The 18,305-nt window shown below is 61.6% G+C and carries 19 protein-coding genes; 15 read left to right on the top strand and 4 right to left on the bottom strand.

Annotated elements, in window-relative coordinates:
• Positions 1-10: 10 nt before the first annotated feature.
• On the bottom strand, positions 11-1,408 hold the full coding sequence (locus ACSQ3I_RS04970) for a sigma 54-interacting transcriptional regulator (RefSeq protein ID WP_435997545.1): 1,398 nt from the start codon (positions 1,406-1,408) through the stop codon (positions 11-13).
• Positions 1,408-2,562, bottom strand: coding sequence for a PAS domain-containing protein (locus ACSQ3I_RS04965; protein ID WP_435996617.1), 1,155 nt, complete (start codon positions 2,560-2,562; stop codon positions 1,408-1,410). The genes ACSQ3I_RS04970 and ACSQ3I_RS04965 overlap by 1 nt, the downstream gene beginning before the upstream one ends.
• Positions 2,563-2,879: 317 nt before the next feature.
• Here ACSQ3I_RS04965 and ACSQ3I_RS04960 point away from each other — a divergent pair, with 317 nt between their 5' ends.
• From ACSQ3I_RS04960 to ACSQ3I_RS04915, 10 genes are all read left to right on the top strand, one after another.
• Entirely contained in the window at positions 2,880-4,001 is a 1,122-nt protein-coding gene (locus ACSQ3I_RS04960; RefSeq protein WP_435996616.1) for a DUF4214 domain-containing protein, read from the top strand.
• Positions 4,002-4,098: 97 nt separating this feature from the next.
• Positions 4,099-4,476: a hypothetical protein gene (locus ACSQ3I_RS04955; protein ID WP_435996614.1), complete on the top strand. Its 378-nt coding sequence runs from the start codon at positions 4,099-4,101 to the stop codon at positions 4,474-4,476.
• Between the two features lie 91 nt (positions 4,477-4,567).
• Positions 4,568-4,939 carry a CopM family metallochaperone gene (gene copM, locus ACSQ3I_RS04950; protein WP_435996612.1) on the top strand — a complete coding sequence of 124 codons (372 nt, stop codon included), beginning with the start codon at positions 4,568-4,570 and terminating at the stop codon, positions 4,937-4,939.
• A 271-nt stretch (positions 4,940-5,210) separates the two neighbouring features.
• A complete protein-coding gene (locus tag ACSQ3I_RS04945; protein ID WP_435996610.1) occupies positions 5,211-6,245 on the top strand; it encodes a septal ring lytic transglycosylase RlpA family protein in 1,035 nt (344 codons plus the stop codon).
• Positions 6,246-6,317: 72 nt separating this feature from the next.
• Positions 6,318-7,478, top strand: a complete 1,161-nt coding sequence (locus tag ACSQ3I_RS04940; protein WP_435996608.1) for a D-alanyl-D-alanine carboxypeptidase family protein — start codon at positions 6,318-6,320, stop codon at positions 7,476-7,478.
• Positions 7,479-7,608: 130 nt separating this feature from the next.
• Entirely contained in the window at positions 7,609-8,295 is a 687-nt protein-coding gene (gene tmk, locus ACSQ3I_RS04935) for a dTMP kinase (protein WP_435996606.1), read from the top strand.
• On the top strand, positions 8,292-9,305 hold the full coding sequence (locus ACSQ3I_RS04930) for a DNA polymerase III subunit delta' (protein WP_435996604.1): 1,014 nt from the start codon (positions 8,292-8,294) through the stop codon (positions 9,303-9,305). Before tmk ends, ACSQ3I_RS04930 begins: the two co-directional genes overlap by 4 nt.
• A 13-nt stretch (positions 9,306-9,318) precedes the next feature.
• Entirely contained in the window at positions 9,319-10,980 is a 1,662-nt protein-coding gene (gene metG, locus ACSQ3I_RS04925) for a methionine--tRNA ligase (RefSeq protein ID WP_435996602.1), read from the top strand.
• A gap of 17 nt (positions 10,981-10,997) precedes the next feature.
• Positions 10,998-11,777, top strand: coding sequence for a TatD family hydrolase (locus ACSQ3I_RS04920; RefSeq protein ID WP_435996600.1), 780 nt, complete (start codon positions 10,998-11,000; stop codon positions 11,775-11,777).
• Between the two features lie 4 nt (positions 11,778-11,781).
• Entirely contained in the window at positions 11,782-12,606 is an 825-nt protein-coding gene (locus tag ACSQ3I_RS04915) for an MBL fold metallo-hydrolase (protein WP_435996599.1), read from the top strand.
• Between the two features lie 45 nt (positions 12,607-12,651).
• On the opposite strand, the gene ACSQ3I_RS04910 is transcribed toward ACSQ3I_RS04915, so the two are convergent.
• Positions 12,652-13,437: a pyrroline-5-carboxylate reductase gene (locus ACSQ3I_RS04910; protein WP_435996597.1), complete on the bottom strand. Its 786-nt coding sequence runs from the start codon at positions 13,435-13,437 to the stop codon at positions 12,652-12,654.
• A 3-nt stretch (positions 13,438-13,440) separates the two neighbouring features.
• On the bottom strand, positions 13,441-14,160 hold the full coding sequence (locus ACSQ3I_RS04905) for a GntR family transcriptional regulator (RefSeq protein ID WP_435996596.1): 720 nt from the start codon (positions 14,158-14,160) through the stop codon (positions 13,441-13,443).
• Between the two features lie 198 nt (positions 14,161-14,358).
• Here ACSQ3I_RS04905 and ACSQ3I_RS04900 point away from each other — a divergent pair, with 198 nt between their 5' ends.
• From ACSQ3I_RS04900 to ACSQ3I_RS04880, 5 genes are all read left to right on the top strand, one after another.
• Entirely contained in the window at positions 14,359-15,192 is an 834-nt protein-coding gene (locus ACSQ3I_RS04900) for a substrate-binding periplasmic protein (protein WP_435996594.1), read from the top strand.
• A 65-nt stretch (positions 15,193-15,257) separates the two neighbouring features.
• Positions 15,258-16,040 (top strand): amino acid ABC transporter ATP-binding protein, encoded by a 783-nt coding sequence (locus tag ACSQ3I_RS04895; protein WP_435996592.1) that lies wholly within the window; start codon positions 15,258-15,260, stop codon positions 16,038-16,040.
• 12 nt (positions 16,041-16,052) lie between these two features.
• Complete coding sequence (locus ACSQ3I_RS04890) at positions 16,053-16,715, top strand: amino acid ABC transporter permease (protein WP_435996590.1); 663 nt, start codon at positions 16,053-16,055, stop codon at positions 16,713-16,715.
• A gap of 11 nt (positions 16,716-16,726) precedes the next feature.
• Positions 16,727-17,392, top strand: a complete 666-nt coding sequence (locus ACSQ3I_RS04885) for an amino acid ABC transporter permease (RefSeq protein WP_435996588.1) — start codon at positions 16,727-16,729, stop codon at positions 17,390-17,392.
• Positions 17,393-17,422: 30 nt separating this feature from the next.
• Entirely contained in the window at positions 17,423-18,301 is an 879-nt protein-coding gene (locus ACSQ3I_RS04880; RefSeq protein ID WP_435996586.1) for a dihydrodipicolinate synthase family protein, read from the top strand.
• Positions 18,302-18,305: the final 4 nt, after the last annotated feature.

Raw genomic sequence — 18,305 nt, 5'->3', positions numbered from 1 at the left:
TTCTGTTTGTTCATTGTTTTCGTTTCGTCTTGCGGACAAGCGTCGCAATATCGATACCGAGCGCCTTTGCGGCGCTTCGTTTGCTTCCATTCTCGACGATGGATTTTTCCAGAATCCAGGCCTCGAATTCCTGGACGAGTTCCTTAAACTTGGCCGGCGTTGCGGTCTCCGGACCGGCGGTCGAGGTGACGGCGGCCTTTGCTTGCGCCACCGGCACAGGCGCGGCGAAATGCTCCAGACGGGCAATGTCATCCGCCGCCGCCGCCGCGCGTTCGAGCACGTTTGCCAGTTCCCGGATGTTGCCCGGGAAAGCGTGCGATCCAAGGCGTTCGCGGAATTCCGGCGAGAGACGCAGCTGCGGTTTGCGCCCGGCGTTCAGCCGCCGCAGGTGATGCTCCACCAGCGCCTCGATAAGATCGGGCCGGCTTCGGAGCGGCGGCAAGGCGAAGGTCATGACGGCGATCCGGTAATAGAGATCGCTGCGGAAGGCGCCGCTGCCGACCAGCTCCGAAAGGTTCTCGTTGGTGGCGGCGAGAATGCGGATGCGCGCCTGTCGTCTCTGGGCAGAACCGAGCCGGCTGAAAGTCTGGGCTTCGAGGAAAGCGACCAGTTTCGACTGCATGGTCGGAGAGAGGTCGGTGATCTGGTCGAGGAACAGAATGCCGCCATCGGCCGCTTCGACATACCCGAGCTTGCCGCGGGTCGAGGTGTCGAGCGGCGAGCCCGGCTCGATGCCGAACATTTCCGCCTCGAACTGCGCATCCGACAACATACCGCAGCGGACATGGACGAAGGGCGCGGCACCTGGATCGTTCGCCCGGCCGATCAACCGCGCCAACTCCGTCTTGCCCGTGCCGGTCTCGCCGGTCAGCATCACGCTTGCGCCGCGTTCCAGCGCCGTATCGGCGGCCTTGCGCATGGCCTCGATGCAGGGGGAGGCGACAAAACTCGTCTTTGCCCCCAGCGCTTCGGTTTCGAAGCGGAAATTGTCCGAGCCGTCGGGCGCACGCGTCGAGCGGCTTGCCTCGCGCATGATCAGCAGCGCGCCGTAGGCGCCGCCGTCCGGCGTCCGAAGAATGCTCAAGGTGGCGACGACGTTGCGCTGGGAGTTGAGCGTGCCGGAAACTTCGAGCCGCTTGAGCTGCTGCAAGGCGGTCCACAGCTTCTGGATGATCGGCCCGGCGGTCTTGGCATGCTTGCCGAGTTCGGTGCCGACCAGTTCGCCGCGGGCAAGGTTGAGCAACATCTCCAACCTGCTATTGACGAGCTTGATGCGGCCGTCCGCTTCCAGAAACGCCGCGCCATCCGGCATGGCGTCGAGGAAGGCGGCGAATTGCGGGTCGTCCACGAAGGAGGGTCGCAGGCGGCGATGGGTGAGGCTGGCGACGTCGTTGGCATAAAACTTCATCACGCCACCTCCTCTGCAGCCGGGCGGGCGCGGCGCCTGGCCTTGCGCCGGGCCGTCAGCACGTAACGCCTGATTTCGCCTTCCATGCGGGCGGAGCGGAACCGCCAGGTGCTGCGGCTGTCATCGGCCGAAACGATCCCCAGGTCGCATTCCTGGTCCTCGCCGTCGAATGCCGCCTGCCGGAGTTTTTCCGTGGCGTGACGGGTTTCGACGAACACCTGGATCGGCCGCCCGAGGATCTGCTCGCCGGTGCGCCCCCATGCGGTTTCGGCGGCCGGATTCGCCGCCAGCACGATCCCCTCTTCGGAAATCACCAGGATCGGGTCGGGCGTGGCGCTGAGGATATCGAGCATGCTGTCGGCGCGGTCGGAGAGCTGCTGCTCGCGAATGCGGGACGGGCCGATGTCGCGTGTCGTGCCCCAAAGGCGCACGAGCAGGCCGTTCTGGATCGCGGCGCGAAAATCGTTCTCGACCAGCATTTCGCTACCGTCATGCCGGCGGTCGACGGCGGCGGCATGATCGAGGCGGTAGTTGGCGCGCACCAGGTCGCGGACCATCTGGCGGTTGACCTCGGTATTGGGGAAATAACGCGAGACCGGCTGCATGTTGAAATCCAGCCCTTCCGGCACCCGGTAAAGCCTTGCCATCGCTTCGTTGCAGGCGCGCCAGCGGCTCTCGTTGGTGAAGACCCGCTCGACGATTTCCTCTTCGCTCAGCGACGTATCGACCGGCTCGAGGAATTCGATACACCAGCAGGCCTCGGTCGCGGCACCGATCATCTGCGACAGGATCTCGACACGCTCGACAAGTTCCGGGCCGATGCCCAGCACCTCTGCGGGAAGCGGCTGCTTGACCACTGCAAGCCCCCGCACTCCGTCGCGAACGATGGTCGCGACCATCGGGATCTCGCTGTAATTCTGCGAGTTGACCCAGACCGGGAAAACCGGATCGGCATCCTGTTCGCCGCTGGCAATCGCCCGCAGCGCCTGCGCCGAACTGCTGCTGTAGATCCTTTCGAGGCCAACCTTCTCGTGGATGGCAATCCCAAGTTCGCGCGCTTCGAAATCGTTGATGGCGACAACCGAACCGGTCTCGTCGATCCAATCCACCAGGAAGGATTCGTAACCGGCCAGGTCGGGCGTGATGCGTTTCATTGCGTGATCCTGCTGTTGAAGGGCTGATCCCGTTCCGCAGCGGCTGGTTAAAAAGATGCGCTGATCCAGCCATACGGGGGAGCAAATTCAAGCCTAGATTCAAAAAACCGAAAAGAAAGGAGAATTTCGATGGCAGCGTGCGCGAAATCGCATCGAACTGCTGCAGTTTTGCATGTTCGACATCGTGACGGACCACCTATCACGACTGAAAGCCCGTTTCCCGCCGGCAGCGGATGCACACGAGCGCGGCGTTAACGCTCCCGTTTCCATTCTCGCCTATCGTGGAGCGATTGATTTCCGCAGACGGACGACAGCGAATGGCAACTGGCAGCTATGATGATTTTTTCGGTGCTTTGCGGCAGCGGGAATCAAGCGGCAATTATTCCGTGGTCAATTCGGCTGGCTATGCCGGGGCCTACCAGTTCGGCGAGGCGGCGCTTTTCGATCTCGGCTATGCGGCCCGCGATTCCAACCTTTTCGACAACCGCTACAACAGCGGCTTTACCGGCAAGAACGGCATCACCAGCCTGCAGGATTTTCTCTCTGACAAGGCCGAGCAGGACGTTGCCGCCGCCGCCTGGTTCCAGATGTTGTGGAGCCGCATCCGGGCGGCCGACCTTGAGTTTTACGACGGCCAGACCCTCAACGGCGTGCTGCTGACAAAAAGCGGCATGATCGCCGCCTCACATCTGGCCGGCACGGGCGGATTGAAAACCTTCATCCAGTCCGGCGGCATCAAGGCGGCGCAGGATTCCAACGGCACGAGCGTGATGAACTACCTGAAACTGTTTGCCGGATACGAAACGCCTTCTACCTTCGTCGACAATCTGGAGAAGGGCAATTCGGTCAAGGGCGGGGCGGGAAACGACATCTTCTTCACCTTGGCCGGTGACGACCGCATCGATGCTGGCGCCGGTATCGACACCGCACGTTTTGCCGGTTCCCGCGCCGAATACAGTGTCACCTCTGGCAGCGATGCCACCATCGTGACGAGCCAGCGCGAAGGCAGGGATACGCTAACCGGTGTCGAGCGGCTGCAGTTTGCCGATGGCACACTGGCGCTCGATCTTCAGGGTGGCGCCGGGCAGGCCTATCGTATCTATCAGGCGGCGTTCGACCGGACGCCCGATGCGGACGGATTGCGATACTGGATCGAAACCATGGATGCCGGAGCGACCTTGCTCAAGGTCGCGCAGGGCTTCGTGGGTTCGACCGAATTCGCCTCCGTCTACGGTGCCGGTGTGGGACATGCCGATTACATCGCCCGCTTGTATGAAAACGTCCTTGGCCGGGCAGGCGAGGCAGGCGGCGTTGCCTATTGGGAAGGACGGCTTTCCGACGGCGCAACGAAAGCGGAGGTGCTGGCCGGATTTTCCGAAAGCCCGGAAAACATTCTCGGCGTGTCGGCCTCCATCGCCGATGGCATCTGGTACGTCTGAGGATAGCAGTCCTGCGCCGGTCAACCGATAGGGATGTCGGCGAAAGACGGCTGCAGGCCGGTATTGTGTTTCCTCGCCGGGACGCTAAAGTCGCGCCATGCGAAGCTTCGTCGCCATCATGATGTTTCTTGCCCTGCTTGGCTATTGCGCCATGCCTGCCGTGGCGGCCATGCCGGGTTTTGCCGATCTGAGTTCGCCTGCCCGGGTTTCGGCCGGTGAAACGCATGTCCATGGCGCCAACACGCTTCCGGACGATCAAAGCCATCTCGGCCATGCAACGAAGCGGCAATCCGGCAGCCTTTGCCCCGATGGCTGTGGCATGACGCATACCGCGTCCTGCCCGGCCTGCCTTGTGATCCTGCCGGCGGCTGATCCGGATGGTGGCATTCTTCCATGGCGTTACGGTATGCCGCTACGTCAGCATCCACTTGTCTCGGCCGATCTCATGCCGCTGCTGCCGCCGCCGCGCGGCTAGTTCCTGTCACGATGATACTGGCGTCGATGCGGCCGGCCTCTTGGCCGGCATAGCAGAGGCGTTGCACCGATACGAACACAGGAAACACAAGATGTTCAAACGATATGCCCTTTCCGCAGCAGTAACGCTGCTCACCCTGTCGCCGGTGACGGCTGAAGAAATGACCGGTCACGACCATTCGAAAATGCAGATGACCGAGGGCGGCCAGGCCGACTCCAGCAAGGCATTCGCCGAAGCCAACACCAAGATGCACAAGGACATGGCACTCGATTATAGTGGCGACGCGGACGTCGACTTCGTCCGTGGCATGATCCCGCACCATCGGGGCGCCATCGACATGGCCAAGGTCCAGCTGCAATACGGCAAGGATCCCGAGATTCGCGCCCTGGCCGAAGCGGTCATCAAGGCACAGGAAGCGGAGATTGCCGAGATGGAAGCCTGGCTGGCGAAACACGCCAAATAGGCGACGTCACCTGCGGTAAAAGATTGGAGGACGGCGGCGCCAAAGCCGGCGTCCTCTGCAAATTAAATCACCGGCTTTCCATCTCGCCTCGATAGCAATCTGTTAACCATATCAAAGGCTTTCCTGTCTCAAAACCGTATTTCGTTCGCAATTCCGCCATCTTATTATCATGCTTAAGAACCTGTTAGAGGCCTGATGGCAGACGGTGGCGGGCCGGGCTGATCAGGCGGACGGCGCGTTGAGTATTGCGTAGCGTATCGGTTTGGGACAGATGACGTTAAAGTTGGGTATGGCGGGTCTTTCCCGGAGATGGCAGTGGCTTGCCATTCCGGTTCTATGTCTGAGCGTGGCCTCTTGCGGCACGGTCAAGGAAAAGCCGAAAAAGCCGACGCCGCGCAACAAGGAATATTTTTCCGAGAAGGAATATGGCGTCAAAGCCAGTCCGCGCGTTGCCTTCGGCAAGAACATCCCGAAGGGCGGCGGCCGTTATCTCGTCGGCAAGCCTTATGTGGTGAAGGGCAAGACCTATGTGCCGCGCGAGGATTTCGGTTACGACAAGACCGGCATCGCCTCCTGGTACGGCTCCGCCTTTCATGGCCGCCTGACGGCAAATGGCGAAGTTTACGACCTCGACCATCTTTCCGCCGCGCATCCGACCTTCCCGTTGCCGAGCTATGCGCGCGTCACCAACGTCGAAAACGGCACGTCGATCATCGTCCGCGTCAACGATCGCGGTCCTTACCATCCGGGTCGCCTCATCGACGTGTCGAGCAAGACTGCCGACATGCTCGACCTGAAACACAGCGGCACCGGCAAGGTGCGGGTGCAATATGTCGGCAAGGCGCGCATGGACGGTCACGACATGCCGTATCTGATGGCATCCTATGTCAAGAAGGGCGACCGCTTCCGCGGCGTCAATCCGGAAGGGCAGATCGCTTCCGGTGTGATGGTCGCCTCCAACGAGACCATGCGTGAACAGGTCCGCGCGCTTGAGGACACCGGATCGGTGCGCACCAGCCTGGCCGGCAACACGCCGAGCGCGGCTTTCGAAGTGACGCCGATGACAAATCCGAATGCGACTGCGGCCTTCGACCAGTTCGTGGTGTTGCCGGAGACCGGGCCTTTCCCGCTGGAGCGGCCGGAATTCCTGATGGTCCCCGGCGCAAGTTATGCCGCAGCCTATGCCGAAACACCCGTCGTTACCGTGCAACTCGCCTTCGACGCCGTGATGGAGCGCAACGACGGCCTGACGCAGCAATCCATTCTTGCATCCGTCCATCGCCGGCAGGCGCAGGAACAGCGCTGACGCCGCGCTGTTTTGCTTGGCACCGCGCCTCCGGTTGTTTTAAATCGGCACAGTCGCTCAACGGGAATCGCCATGCGGACAGTGCTGCAGTTTTTGATCATCTGCCTGCTTTCGGTCGGTCCGGCGCTTGCCGCGACGGCGCAAAACGGTACGGCTTTCGAAACGAAGGCCAAGCAGATCTACATGATCGAGGCCTCGACCGGCACTGTGATCATCGCCAAGGATGAGGATGTGCCGGTGTCCCCGGCCTCCCTTGCCAAGCTGATGACGATGGAGATCGTCTTCGACGCATTGCGCAAGGGCGAAATCCAGCCGACGACGGAATATGCCGTGTCCGAACATGCCTGGCGAACGGGCGGGGCGCCGTCACGCACCTCCACCATGTTTGCGGCGCTGAAATCCCGCGTCAGCGTGCTCGATCTCATCCAAGGCGTGACGGTGCAATTGGCCAACGACGCCTGCATCATTCTCGCCGAGGGCATGACCGGTTCGGAAGACGCCTTTGCCGAACGGATGACGAAGCGAGCGCGCGAGATCGGCCTGCCGGCGGCGACATTCGCCAATCCCACCGGCCTGCCCGATCCGCGCTCCAAGATCAGCATGCGCGAACTGGTGACGCTCGCCCGGCACCTGCAATCGACCTATCCGGAATTCTACCCCTATTATGCCCAGGCGGAATTCGAGTGGAACAAGATCCGCCAGCGCAACCGCAATCCGCTGGTCGGAGCCAACATCGGCGTCGATGGCTTTGCGACGGGATTTGCCGAGGGTGAGGGATATTCTGTTATCGCCACGGTCAATCGTGACGGAAAGCGCCTGTTCCTGGCCATGGGCGGGCTGGCGAACGAAAAGGAGCGGCTGGAAGAAGCCAAGCGTATTCTCGACTGGGGCATTACCAACTTCGAAAGCAAGCGCATCTTTGCCGATGGCGAGGTGATCGGCGCGGCCAGCGTCTATGGCGGCGAGCAATCGAAGGTGGATCTTGTCGCCAAGGCGCCGGTCGATATTTTCGTGCCGATCAACAACCCGGAACGGCTGGCGGCACGGATCGTCTATCGCTGGCCGCTCACGGCGCCGGTGGAAACGGGTTTCCAGGCGGGAACGCTGCGGGTGTTTGCCGGGGAGCGGCTGTTGCGCGAGGTTCCGCTTTACACCGCCGCCGCAGTGGGGCAGGGCACGCTGGTCAGCCGGGCAACCGATGCCGTGTTGGAACTGATGTTCTTCTGGCTGTAAAAACGCCGCTTTACCCCTATATTTAGTCTTAAAACCGGAGCCATTCGGATGCGTCCGGTTTCGCCGGCGAACGAGTTGGGTTAAACAGGTCGGATGCCGGAATTTGGAAGCATGAAGCAGGACATCGTCGTTGGCTGAAGGATCAGGTTTGTTCGTCAGTTTTGAAGGCGGAGAAGGAGCGGGGAAATCGACCCAGATCCGTCTTCTCGCGGATTCATTGTCGAGCCGTGGCCATGAAGTCCTGGTGACCCGCGAGCCCGGCGGCTCCGCTGGGGCGGAAGCCGTACGACACGTGCTGTTGTCCGGTGCTGCGGAAGAATTCGGCACGCGCATGGAGGCCATCCTTTTTGCCGCCGCCCGCAGCGACCATGTCGAGCAGGTCATCCGTCCGGCCCTCGACAAGGGCGTCATCGTGCTCTGCGACCGTTTCATGGATTCGTCGCGTGTCTATCAGGGCGTGACCGGCAACCTCGACGCCGATTTTATCGAAACGCTCGTTCGCATCGCCGTCAACGGCACCTATCCCAGCCGCACCATCATCCTCGATATCCCTGCGGAAATCGGCCTGAAGCGGGCACGTGTCCGCGCCGGCTCCGAGACCGTCGTGCCCGACCGCTTCGAAAAGGAGAAGACGGAGACGCACGAGAAGCGACGCGAGGCCTTTCTCGACATCGCCGCCGCCGAACCGGAACGTTGCAAGGTGATCGACGCAACGCAGGCTCAAGGCATCATCGCTGGCGAGATTCTGGCCGCCGTCGAACCGTTGCTCGGCACTGTGCCCGCCGACCGGCACAAGGAACCGGAAGCAGCGCAATGAGTGAAGAAAAACCGGGCGTCCTCGACGGCGCCATTCCGCCGGCGGAAAATACACGCCTTTTCGGCCATGACGAGGCGCAGGCCTTTCTGGCGCAGTCCTATCGGTCCGGCAAAGGCCATCACGCCATCCTGGTCGAGGGACCGGAGGGTATTGGCAAGGCGACGCTCGCCTTCCGCTTCGCCAATCACGTGCTGAGCCATCCGAACCCGGCGACGGCACCGGAGCGGCTTGCCGATCCCGATCCGGCTTCGCCCGTCAGTCGACAGATTACCGCCGGCGCTTCGCACAACCTGCTGCACCTGGCGCGGCCGGTGGATGAAAAATCCGGCAAGGTGAAATCGGCGATCACCGTGGACGAGGTTCGGCGTGCCGGCAAATTTTTCTCGCAGACCTCAGGCACCGGCAACTGGCGTATCGTCATCGTCGATCCCGCCGACGACTTGAACCGCAGTGCCGCCAACGCCATCCTGAAGATCCTCGAGGAGCCGCCGAAGCAGGCGATGTTCCTGGTGCTGTCGCACGCTCCCGGCAAATTGCTGCCGACCATCCGCTCGCGCTGCCTGCCGCTAAAATTGTCGGCGCTGGACGACGAGGCCTTGCATCAGGCAACGACGCATCTGGGGCTGGATATCGATGCCCGGACGCTGGCGGCGGCTCAAGGCAGCGTCTCCGAGGCGCTCAAACTCGTCAACTACGGCGGCATGGATATCGTCGCCGCCTTCGAACAGGTTCTCTCCTCGCAAGGGCCGACGGCACGCAAGGCGATGCACAAACTGGCGGATGCCCTGTCCTCGAAGGATGCGGAGACGATCTTCGCGTTCTTCGTCAGCCACATCGGCGACCATATCATGGGCCGGGCGCGGCAGGCGGCGCTTTCGGGCGATATCCGCACCGCCGATCATTTCGCCCGGTTGTCCTCGTCGATCGGCGAGCGATTGACGGTGGCGCAGGCCTACAATCTCGATCGCAAGCAAACGATCATTTCGATCCTCGGCGAACTGGCGGCCTGACGAAAACCGAAGCGTGGTAGGCGATCACCGAAACTTGCTGTTTCGCTTGGCGGCAACATGGAGTAAGAGCGGCGTTGAATTTTTTAAAAAACGCAAGCTGCCGGACAAGACGCCGATCATGACCACCAAGACGCCCTTCTACATCACCACCGCGATTTCTTACCCGAACGGCAAGCCGCATATCGGCCATGCCTACGAGCTGATCGCCACGGATGCCATGGCGCGCTACCAGCGCCTCGACGGTCGCGACGTGTTTTTCCTGACCGGCACCGACGAACATGGCCAGAAGATGCAGCAGACGGCGCGTGCCGAGGGCATCACCCCGCAGGAACTCGCCGACCGCAACTCGGCCGAATTCCTGGCGATGGCGGTCATGCTCAACGCTTCGAACGACGATTTCATCCGCACCACCCAGGACCGCCATCACGAGACGTCGAAGACGATCTGGAACCTGATGGCCGACAATGGCGACATCTACAAGGACAGCTACGCTGGCTGGTATTCGGTGCGCGACGAAGCCTATTACCAGGAAGACGAAACCGAAGTGCGCGCCGACGGCGTGCGCTACGGGCCACAGGGCACGCCGGTGGAATGGGTCGAGGAAGCGAGCTACTTCTTCAAGCTCTCCGAATACCAGGACCGCCTGCTGAAGCATTACGAGGAAAACCCTGACTTCATCGGCCCGGCTGAACGCCGCAACGAGGTGATCTCTTTCGTCAAGGGTGGCCTGAAGGACCTTTCGGTTTCGCGCACGACCTTCGACTGGGGCATCAAGGTGCCGAACGATCCGTCGCACGTCATGTATGTCTGGGTCGACGCGCTGACCAACTACATCACCGCCACCGGCTACCTCGAAGACAAGAACGGCCCGCGGGCGAAATATTGGCCGGCCGACGTGCATATCATCGGCAAGGACATCATCCGCTTCCACGCCGTCTACTGGCCGGCCTTCCTGATGTCGGCCGGTGCGCCGCTGCCGAAGCGCGTCTTCGCCCACGGCTTCCTGCTCAACAAGGGCGAGAAGATGTCGAAATCGCTCGGCAACGTCGTCGATCCGGTCAACCTGGTGAACCATTTCGGCCTCGATCCGGTGCGCTACTTTTTCCTGCGCGAAGTCTCCTTCGGCCAGGATGGCAGCTACAGCGAAGAGGCGATCGGCACGCGCATCAATTCCGACCTTGCCAACGGCATCGGCAACCTCGCCAGCCGTTCGCTGTCGATGATCGTCAAGAATTGCGACGGCAAGATCCCGACACCGAGCGCGCTGAGCGACGAAGACAAGACGATGCTCGCCTCAGCCGATGCGCTGCTGGCGTCCACCCGCGACGACATGGGCAAGCAGCTCCTCCACCGGGCGCTGGCCTCGATCATCGCCGTCGTCTCGGAGACCGACCGCTATTTCGCCGGTCAGGAGCCGTGGGCGCTGAAGAAGACCGATCCGGAGCGTATGGGAACCGTGCTTTACGTCACGGCGGAAGTGGTGCGCCAGATCGCCATCCTGCTGCAGCCGTTCATTCCGGGTTCGGCCGAAAAGCTGCTCGACCTCGTGGCCGCACCTGCGGAAAAGCGGGATTTCGCGGCACTGGGCGAGGCCGGCCGGCTGGTTCCGGGCACGCCGCTGGAAGCGCCGAAGCCGGTCTTCCCGCGCTACGTTCCACCGGAAGCGGATGCCTGAGGGCGGGATAGACGCATATGCTGATCGATACCCATTGCCATCTGGATTTCCCGGATTTCGCGGAAGAGCGCGACCAGATCATCGAACGTGCCCGTGATGCCGGCGTCCGGCAGATCGTCACCATCTCGACGCGGGTCCGCAAGCTGCCGGACCTTTTGGCGATCACCGACCGCTACGAAAATGTCTTTTGCTCCGTCGGCACGCATCCGAACAATGCCGACGAGGAGCTTGACGTCACGGCCGCCGACCTCGTCAGGCTTTCGGCGCATCCTAAGGTCGTCGCCATCGGCGAGGCAGGGCTTGATTATTTCTACGACACGCAGAAGCCGGCGGATCAAAAGGCCGGCCTGCTGCAGCACATCGAGGCCGCGCGCCAAACCGGCCTGCCGCTCGTCATCCACAGCCGTAGCGCCGACGAAGATATGGCCGCAATCCTGACCGACGAAACGGCCAGGGGCGCTTTTCCCTTCATCCTGCATTGCTTCTCCTCGGGGGCGGAGCTTGCCCGCGTCGGCGTCGCGCTCGGCGGGTACGTTTCCTTCTCCGGCATCCTCACCTTTCCGAAATCGGAAGAACTGCGCGAGATCGCCGCCACCGTACCGCTCGACCGGCTGCTGGTGGAGACGGATGCGCCGTATCTGGCGCCGAAGCGCTGGCGGGGAAAACGCAACGAACCGTCCTACGTCGTCAACACCGCCGAAGTTCTGGCGCAGACCATGGGCGTTAGCGAAGCAGAGATGGCCGATATCACCACCCAAAACGCTTATCGCCTCTTCACGAAGCTGCCGCGGATCTGAGGCCGTGAGCTACCGGCGCCGCTTCACGATCCTCGGCTGCTCGTCGTCTCCGGGCGTGCCGCGCATCAATGGCGATTGGGGCGCTTGCGATCCCGACAATCCGAAGAACCGCCGCACCCGCGCCGCCTTTCTTGTCGAGCAAACCGGGCCACACGGCACCACGACGGTGGTGATCGACACCGGCCCGGATTTCCGCGAGCAGGTGATCGCCGCCCGGGTCAAGCATATCGACGCCGTTCTCTATACGCATGCCCACGCCGACCACCTGCACGGCATTGACGATCTGCGCGGCTATTTCATCGCCGCCCGCCAGCGCATTCCCATTTATGCGGACGCGCCGACCATGGCGCGCATCCGCGAAGGCTTCGGCTATTGCCTGGAGACGCCGCCCGGCAGCAACTATCCGCCGATCGTCGAACCACGGATTATCGAAGACATCGAGGCTCCAATCGTCATCGACGGTGCCGGTGGGCCGATCTGTTTCCGGCCGCACCTACAGGTGCATGGCGACATTCATTCGTTGGGCTTCCGCATCGGCGATGTCGCCTATTGCAGCGATGTCAGCGACTTTCCCGAACAGACCATCGGCAAACTCCAGGGATTGGAGGTGCTGGTCATCGACACGCTGCAATATCAATTCCACCCGAGCCATCTGTCGCTGACACAGGCGCTCGGCTGGATCGAGCGTTTCAAGCCGAAACGCGCCATCCTGACGCATATGCATGTGCCGCTGGATTACGACACAGTGCTGCGCGAAACGCCGCCGCATGTGGAGCCGGCCTACGACCAGATGGTGTTCGAGGCCGTACCGGACAACCTCGACATCTGAGGCGCGATCCGGGCGAACCCGGCGCACACTTTTGGCGGTATCGCGCTAATCAGTCATTCCTTCGATGCGGTTCAGGACACGATCCAGAGCCTGGTTCAGCGCTGCCTTGCCGCCGCCTGTGTCAAAATCTGCGAGCACCTGCTCATTGAGACCGCCTTTGGTGGCGAACTCTCCGCTCAGGTCGCTGAAACGATCGATGCCGGCACGTTGCGCCCGTTCCGCCAGGCTCTGGAACAGCCGGGCGATGTAGGCGTGTCCCTTGGATCGTTCGAGACCCTTTTCGGTTAGCCAGTCGGTGGCGAATTCCATGACGCCGAAATAGGTGGCCATCAGGGCGCTGGCGGCGGCCAGGAGATCGTATTCCTTCTTCGTCTCGCACTGGATTGCCGTGCCGAGGGTGTCGAACAGGGCGGCTACGTCGGTATCCGGCGGAAAGATGGCGGTCACACCGAGCCGGTCGGCGACGAAGGGCAGCGGTATGGCCTGTACGAGTTGAACGTCGGCGCCGATCCAGTCGAGCAGGTTTTGCCGTTCCGTGGCTGCAACGACACTGACAACGCGTTGACCCGGCTTGAACGACAGCGCCTCGATCACCTCCCGGGCGATCTGCGGCCGGATGGCGAGAAAGACGATAGTGCTGCGATCGACGACCTCCTGATTGTCCTTCGCCACATGCACCGCCGGAAATTCGGCGGCAAGCCGCGCAGCAATGTCGGCGCTGCGCGGCGAAAGATGGATTTCGGTGGCTGAAGCGGAGCCCGCCAGCAATCCCCGAACCATGGCCTCGGTGATCGCTCCGGTGCCGACAAAACCAATACTGCTTGTGCTCACGATCTACTCCGCCGCCCACAACGGCCCGAGGGTCACGTCGGTCGTATAGTTCTCACGCATGAAATTGATGAAATTATCCTGGAATTGGCGGGTATGGGCATGCGCCAGTTCATCGGCCCGATCGACATTCCTGTCCCTGATGGCTTCGAGCATCTGGTTGTGCTCGTCGGTCAAAAGGTACCCCTCGCGGGTTCTTTCCAGATACTCGAAGTGAAGATGCAGCATGCGCTGCCCCTGGGAGAGGAGCTTGTCGTAGAAGGAGGCGAGGTATTGGTTCTTGCCGGCATAGGCAATCGCCATGTGGAACTCCTTGTTCGCCTCCGACATGGCAAGGTGGTTTCCGGTCCGGACCGCCGCCGCGAAAGCCTTGTCGCGCTTGGCGATAACCTTCAGGTCGGCTTCCGTGCGCAGCGCTGCGGCGAGGCGGGTGTTCATGCGCTGGGCGATATCCAGCGCCTCGACATATTTCGGGAAGGTCGCCACCTCGATCGGCGCGACGATCGTGCTGCGGTTGGCAAGCGTCACCACCAGTTCGTCCGCCCCTAGCCGGATCAGTGCCTCTCTCACCGGCGAGCGGGACATGTCGAAACGTTCGGCGAGAGTCGTCTCGTCGAGAAGCTGCCCGGGCGGCAGCGTCAATGCGAGGATCTCGTTGCGAAGCGTTTCATAGACGCTTTTCCAGCCGGTTCCCCGGATTCGTTTCACTTCAGTTTCGTCAGACACTTAGGTCCCCTTCATCGGCGGATGCACCATTGGGCCAGAAAACCAACCGCACGGCAATGTAATTTTTCCGCTTGACTTTGTCGACACGCTGTTGACAAATAAATCTCAGTCGACACGTAGCCGACAAGAAAACAACGAAACGGCCAAAGCCGACGAGTGGAACCGCGCACTTCGCGCATAGCAAAAAGAGGAATGTCGATGCTCTCGAAGATGATCACGTCCGCCTTGCGGGCGCTGCCTGCGCTCGCCCTCATGGGAGGTCTTTCCGTCACGGCCGCTCAGGCCCAGTCCGCCGATGGTTACTGGCAGGGCGTGCAGAATGCCGGTGTGCTGAAATGCGGCGCGGCGGTCGCTCCGCCCTACATCATGCGCGATCCGGCAAGCGGCGAGTATTCCGGCTTCTATGCCGATCTTTGCCGCGAATTTGCCGAGGTGCTGAAGGTGAAGCCCGAATTCGTCGATACGACCTGGGATAATATCGTTGCTGGCCTGCAGGCGGGTAAATGGGACGTATCGCTGGCGCTCAACCGTACGCCGGCCCGCGCCATGGCCGTCCAGTTCTCGATCCCGGCGATGGAGTACCAGATCTCGCTCGCTTACAACAAGAATAACCCCAAGATCCCGCAGGGTGCTGCTTCGGTTGCCGATATCGACAAGGCCGAAGTGACGATCGCGGTGATGTCCGGCACGGCGCAGGACAAGGCGATCTCGGCTGCGGTCAAGAATGCCACGATCATGCGCCTTCCGGGCAATGACGAGACGCGGCTGGCGCTGACCTCGAAGCGCGCCGACATCCTGGTCGATGCCTCCGATACCAACCAGCTTCTGACCCAGGCCAATCCCGACTGGGCGGTGGCGATGAACCCGACGCCGGCGCTCGCCAGGCAGGGCGTCTCGTTCGGCCTGCCGCATGGCATGTCGGCTGCCGATGTCGAGGTGGTCAACATCTTCCTCGAAGAAAGGGTCGCGACCGGCCATGTCGAAGAGCTGATCCGCAAGGCGGTGGATCAGGTGCTGAGCGGCTCCAATTGATTCCATCCGGCGTCGGCACCTGCCGCCGACGCCTTCCCCTTGCTGGATATGAACCGAGAACGGCCATGACCATGTCCTTCAGCCTTCCCCTCGTGAAAATGCAGGCGCTCCACAAGAGTTATGCCGACGGAGCCATCCAGGTGCTGAAAGGCATCGACATCGAAATGAAACCCGGCGAACGCGTCGTGGTCATCGGCCCGAGCGGCGGCGGCAAGAGCACCTTGCTGCGCGTGATGATGGGGCTGGAAAAGATCGACAGCGGCTCCGTCACCTTCGATGGAAAGCCGTATATTTCCTCCCGGGACAGCAAGAGCAAAACCCTGATCGACACCAATGTCCGTCGGTCGATCGGCATGGTCTTCCAGCACTATACTCTGTTTCCGCATCTCAATGTTCTGCAGAACCTCATCCTCGCGCCGTGCAAGGTCCGCGGCGAGGCGAAGGCACAAGCATCTGCGCGCGCACAAGCCCTTCTGGAAAGGTTCGGCCTGGGCGCGAAGGCCAAGGCCTATCCTGCCCAGCTTTCGGGTGGCCAGAAGCAGCGCGTCGCCATTGCCCGCGCCCTGATGCTCGACCCTAAGCTGATGCTGTTCGACGAAGTGACGTCGGCCCTGGACCCGGAGCTGGTGGGTGAGGTGGAGCAGGTGATCCTGCAGCTCGCCGCGCAGAACATGCCGATGATGATCGTCACCCACGACATGTGGTTTGCCAGGAACATCGCCTCGCGGGTGATTTTCTGCGCCGGGGGCGTCGTTGTCGAGGACGGCCCTCCCGAGCAGGTGCTCGGTTCTCCGAAGGAGGAACGTACCAAGGAATTCATCGATCGCGTCTTCCACATCAGGCAATAGGAGGAGGAGAGCGTGGAATACAATTTCGATTTCAATGCCGTTTCGCTTGCCCCCTTGCTAAAGGGGTTGTGGGTATCGCTCGAATTGACGGCGGCGGCAAACCTCATCGGCATCGTGCTCGGCTTCGGTCTCGCATTGCTGATCATGAGCCCCTACAAAACTATCCGGTTGCCCTTTGTGCTGTTCGTCGAATTCTTTCGCTGCACGCCGGCGATCGTCCAGATCATCTGGATCTTCTATTGCGTGCCGATGCTGTTCGACGTCTTTCTCGACCCGATCACCATGGGAATCCTGGCGCTCGGCCTCAACCTGATGGCCTTCAACGCGGAGGCTTACCGGGCCGCCATCCAGGCGGTGCCGCGCGAGCAGATCGACGCCGGCATCGCGCTCGGCCTCTCGCCTTTGCAGCGCATTCTCTACATCGTTTTCCCGACAGCGTTTCGAGCATCCATACCGGTTCTCCTGACCAACGGCATTGTCATCTTCCAGCAGAGCGCGCTGGTCGCCATCGTCGCGATCCAGGACCTCATGTACCAGGGAAAATCCCTGGCAACGGAGACCTACAGGCCGATCGAGACGTTTACGGTGGTCGCGCTGATCTATTTCGCCGTGTCCTTTCCGGTCACCCAGATCGTCGGCCTGCTTGAGCGCCGCCGCCAGCTTCTCGTCAGCTAGGAGATCGTATCATGGCACTCGACTTCTCCATCCTCGCCAAGTTCCAATACGCGCTTCTGTTCGGATTGTGGACGACGCTCAAGCTCACCGGTCTCTGCATCCTGATCGGTTGCACGCTGGGTTTCGTCGTCGGGCTGGCCCGCACATCGCGCAATATCGTGATCCGGACGGTTGCCGGCACCTATGTCGAATTCTTTCGTGGCACGCCGGTGCTGGTGCAGCTGTTCTGGATCTTCTTCTGCCTGCCGCTGATACTCAACGTCGAACTGTCCAATTTCGCCTCCGGCGTCATCGCCCTGACGCTCTATATGGGCGCGATCACCAGCGAGACGTTTCGTGCCAGCCTGAAATCCATCGGCCCGGAACAATTCGATGCCTGCGTCGCGCTCGGCCTGCCGAAAAACGTCCAGGTGGTCCATGTCGTCCTGCCGCAGGCGGTGTTGCGTGCCGTGCCGACGCTGCTGTCGAATTGCGTCAGCCTTTTCAAGGAGAGCGCCCTGGTTTCGGCTGTCGGCATGGCTGACCTGATGTTCGTCGGCCAGAACATCTCCAACAACACCGCGAGGCCGGTGGAGGTCCTGACGGTGGTGGCGCTCATCTACTTCGTTATCGCCTTTCCACTGACGCGGGCGGTCTCGACCGTCGAGGCCCGCATCCTCAAGAAACTCGCCATCTAATCCCAATAACTTCCCTACAGGAGATACCCCATGAAACTGTCCGGCGTCATGCCCGCGCTCGTCACCCCCTTCGACGCCAATGGCAAGGTCGATTTCAACGCCTTCGAAAAACACCTGACGGCGCTGCGTGCCGCCGGTGTCACCGGTTGGGTGCCGATGGGATCGACCGGCGAATATTCCGCGCTGTCCAATGCCGAACGTGATTCCGTACTGAAATTCGTCAAGGACTTTGCCGAGGAGGGCGAAGCCCTGATCGCCGGCACGAATGCCCCCGCCACCCGCGAAGTCGTCGAAAACACCCTGCGGGCCAAGGAGATCGGTTACGACACGGTGTTGCTCGCCACGCCGTTCTATACCCGCCCGACCCAGGAAGAACTGCTGGCACACTTCCAGACAGTGCTCGGGGAAACCGACATCAACCTCGTTCTCTATAGCTATCCCTACAAGGACGGCATCGAGATCGGATTCGATATTCTCGATGCGCTGGCCGACAATCCTCGCGTCCTCGGCATCAAGGAAAGTTCTGGATCCCTGCAGCGGGCGATCGATATCCATGCCCGCTACAACGGGCGCCTCGACCTGATTTCCGGTTCGGACGATATCGCCCTCGACTTCATGTTCTGGGGCGCCGATGCCTGGATCTGCGGCCCCGCCAACTGCATGGCAAAGGCCTGTGTCGATCTCGACCGGACATTCCGCTCGGGCGATCTCGCCAAGGCACGTGAGAAGATGGTGGTGCTCTACCGGGCCATGAACATCCTCGAAAGCGGCAAGTTCGTCCAGAAGGTCAAGTATGGCTGCGAACTGCAGGGCCTTCCCGTCGGCACTTGCCGCGCGCCGCTGGGCGAACTGAGCGCCGCGGAGAAAGCGGAATTCCAGGTGGCCATGCAGCCGATCCTGAACTGGTAATCGA

The sequence above is a fragment of the Rhizobium sp. LjRoot30 genome, assembly GCF_964253915.1.
Taxonomy (GTDB): domain Bacteria; phylum Pseudomonadota; class Alphaproteobacteria; order Rhizobiales; family Rhizobiaceae; genus Metarhizobium.
The sequence above is the reverse complement of the archived record's forward strand: the minus strand, read 5'-3'. Positions and strand labels throughout refer to the sequence as shown.

Excerpts from the sequence above, each read along its gene's own strand:
- ACSQ3I_RS04930 (WP_435996604.1), top strand. The coding sequence starts at position 8,292 with ATGAGTGAAGAAAAACCGGGCGTCCTCGACGGCGCCATTCCGCCGGCG.
- ACSQ3I_RS04880 (WP_435996586.1), top strand. The coding sequence starts at position 17,423 with ATGAAACTGTCCGGCGTCATGCCCGCGCTCGTCACCCCCTTCGACGCC.
- ACSQ3I_RS04945 (WP_435996610.1), top strand. The coding sequence starts at position 5,211 with ATGACGTTAAAGTTGGGTATGGCGGGTCTTTCCCGGAGATGGCAGTGG.
- ACSQ3I_RS04955 (WP_435996614.1), top strand. The coding sequence starts at position 4,099 with ATGCGAAGCTTCGTCGCCATCATGATGTTTCTTGCCCTGCTTGGCTAT.
- ACSQ3I_RS04970 (WP_435997545.1), bottom strand. The coding sequence starts at position 1,408 with ATGAAGTTTTATGCCAACGACGTCGCCAGCCTCACCCATCGCCGCCTG.
- ACSQ3I_RS04965 (WP_435996617.1), bottom strand. The coding sequence starts at position 2,562 with ATGAAACGCATCACGCCCGACCTGGCCGGTTACGAATCCTTCCTGGTG.
- copM (WP_435996612.1), top strand. The coding sequence starts at position 4,568 with ATGTTCAAACGATATGCCCTTTCCGCAGCAGTAACGCTGCTCACCCTG.
- ACSQ3I_RS04940 (WP_435996608.1), top strand. The coding sequence starts at position 6,318 with ATGCGGACAGTGCTGCAGTTTTTGATCATCTGCCTGCTTTCGGTCGGT.
- ACSQ3I_RS04920 (WP_435996600.1), top strand. The coding sequence starts at position 10,998 with ATGCTGATCGATACCCATTGCCATCTGGATTTCCCGGATTTCGCGGAA.
- ACSQ3I_RS04960 (WP_435996616.1), top strand. The coding sequence starts at position 2,880 with ATGGCAACTGGCAGCTATGATGATTTTTTCGGTGCTTTGCGGCAGCGG.
- ACSQ3I_RS04900 (WP_435996594.1), top strand. The coding sequence starts at position 14,359 with ATGCTCTCGAAGATGATCACGTCCGCCTTGCGGGCGCTGCCTGCGCTC.
- ACSQ3I_RS04895 (WP_435996592.1), top strand. The coding sequence starts at position 15,258 with ATGACCATGTCCTTCAGCCTTCCCCTCGTGAAAATGCAGGCGCTCCAC.
- ACSQ3I_RS04885 (WP_435996588.1), top strand. The coding sequence starts at position 16,727 with ATGGCACTCGACTTCTCCATCCTCGCCAAGTTCCAATACGCGCTTCTG.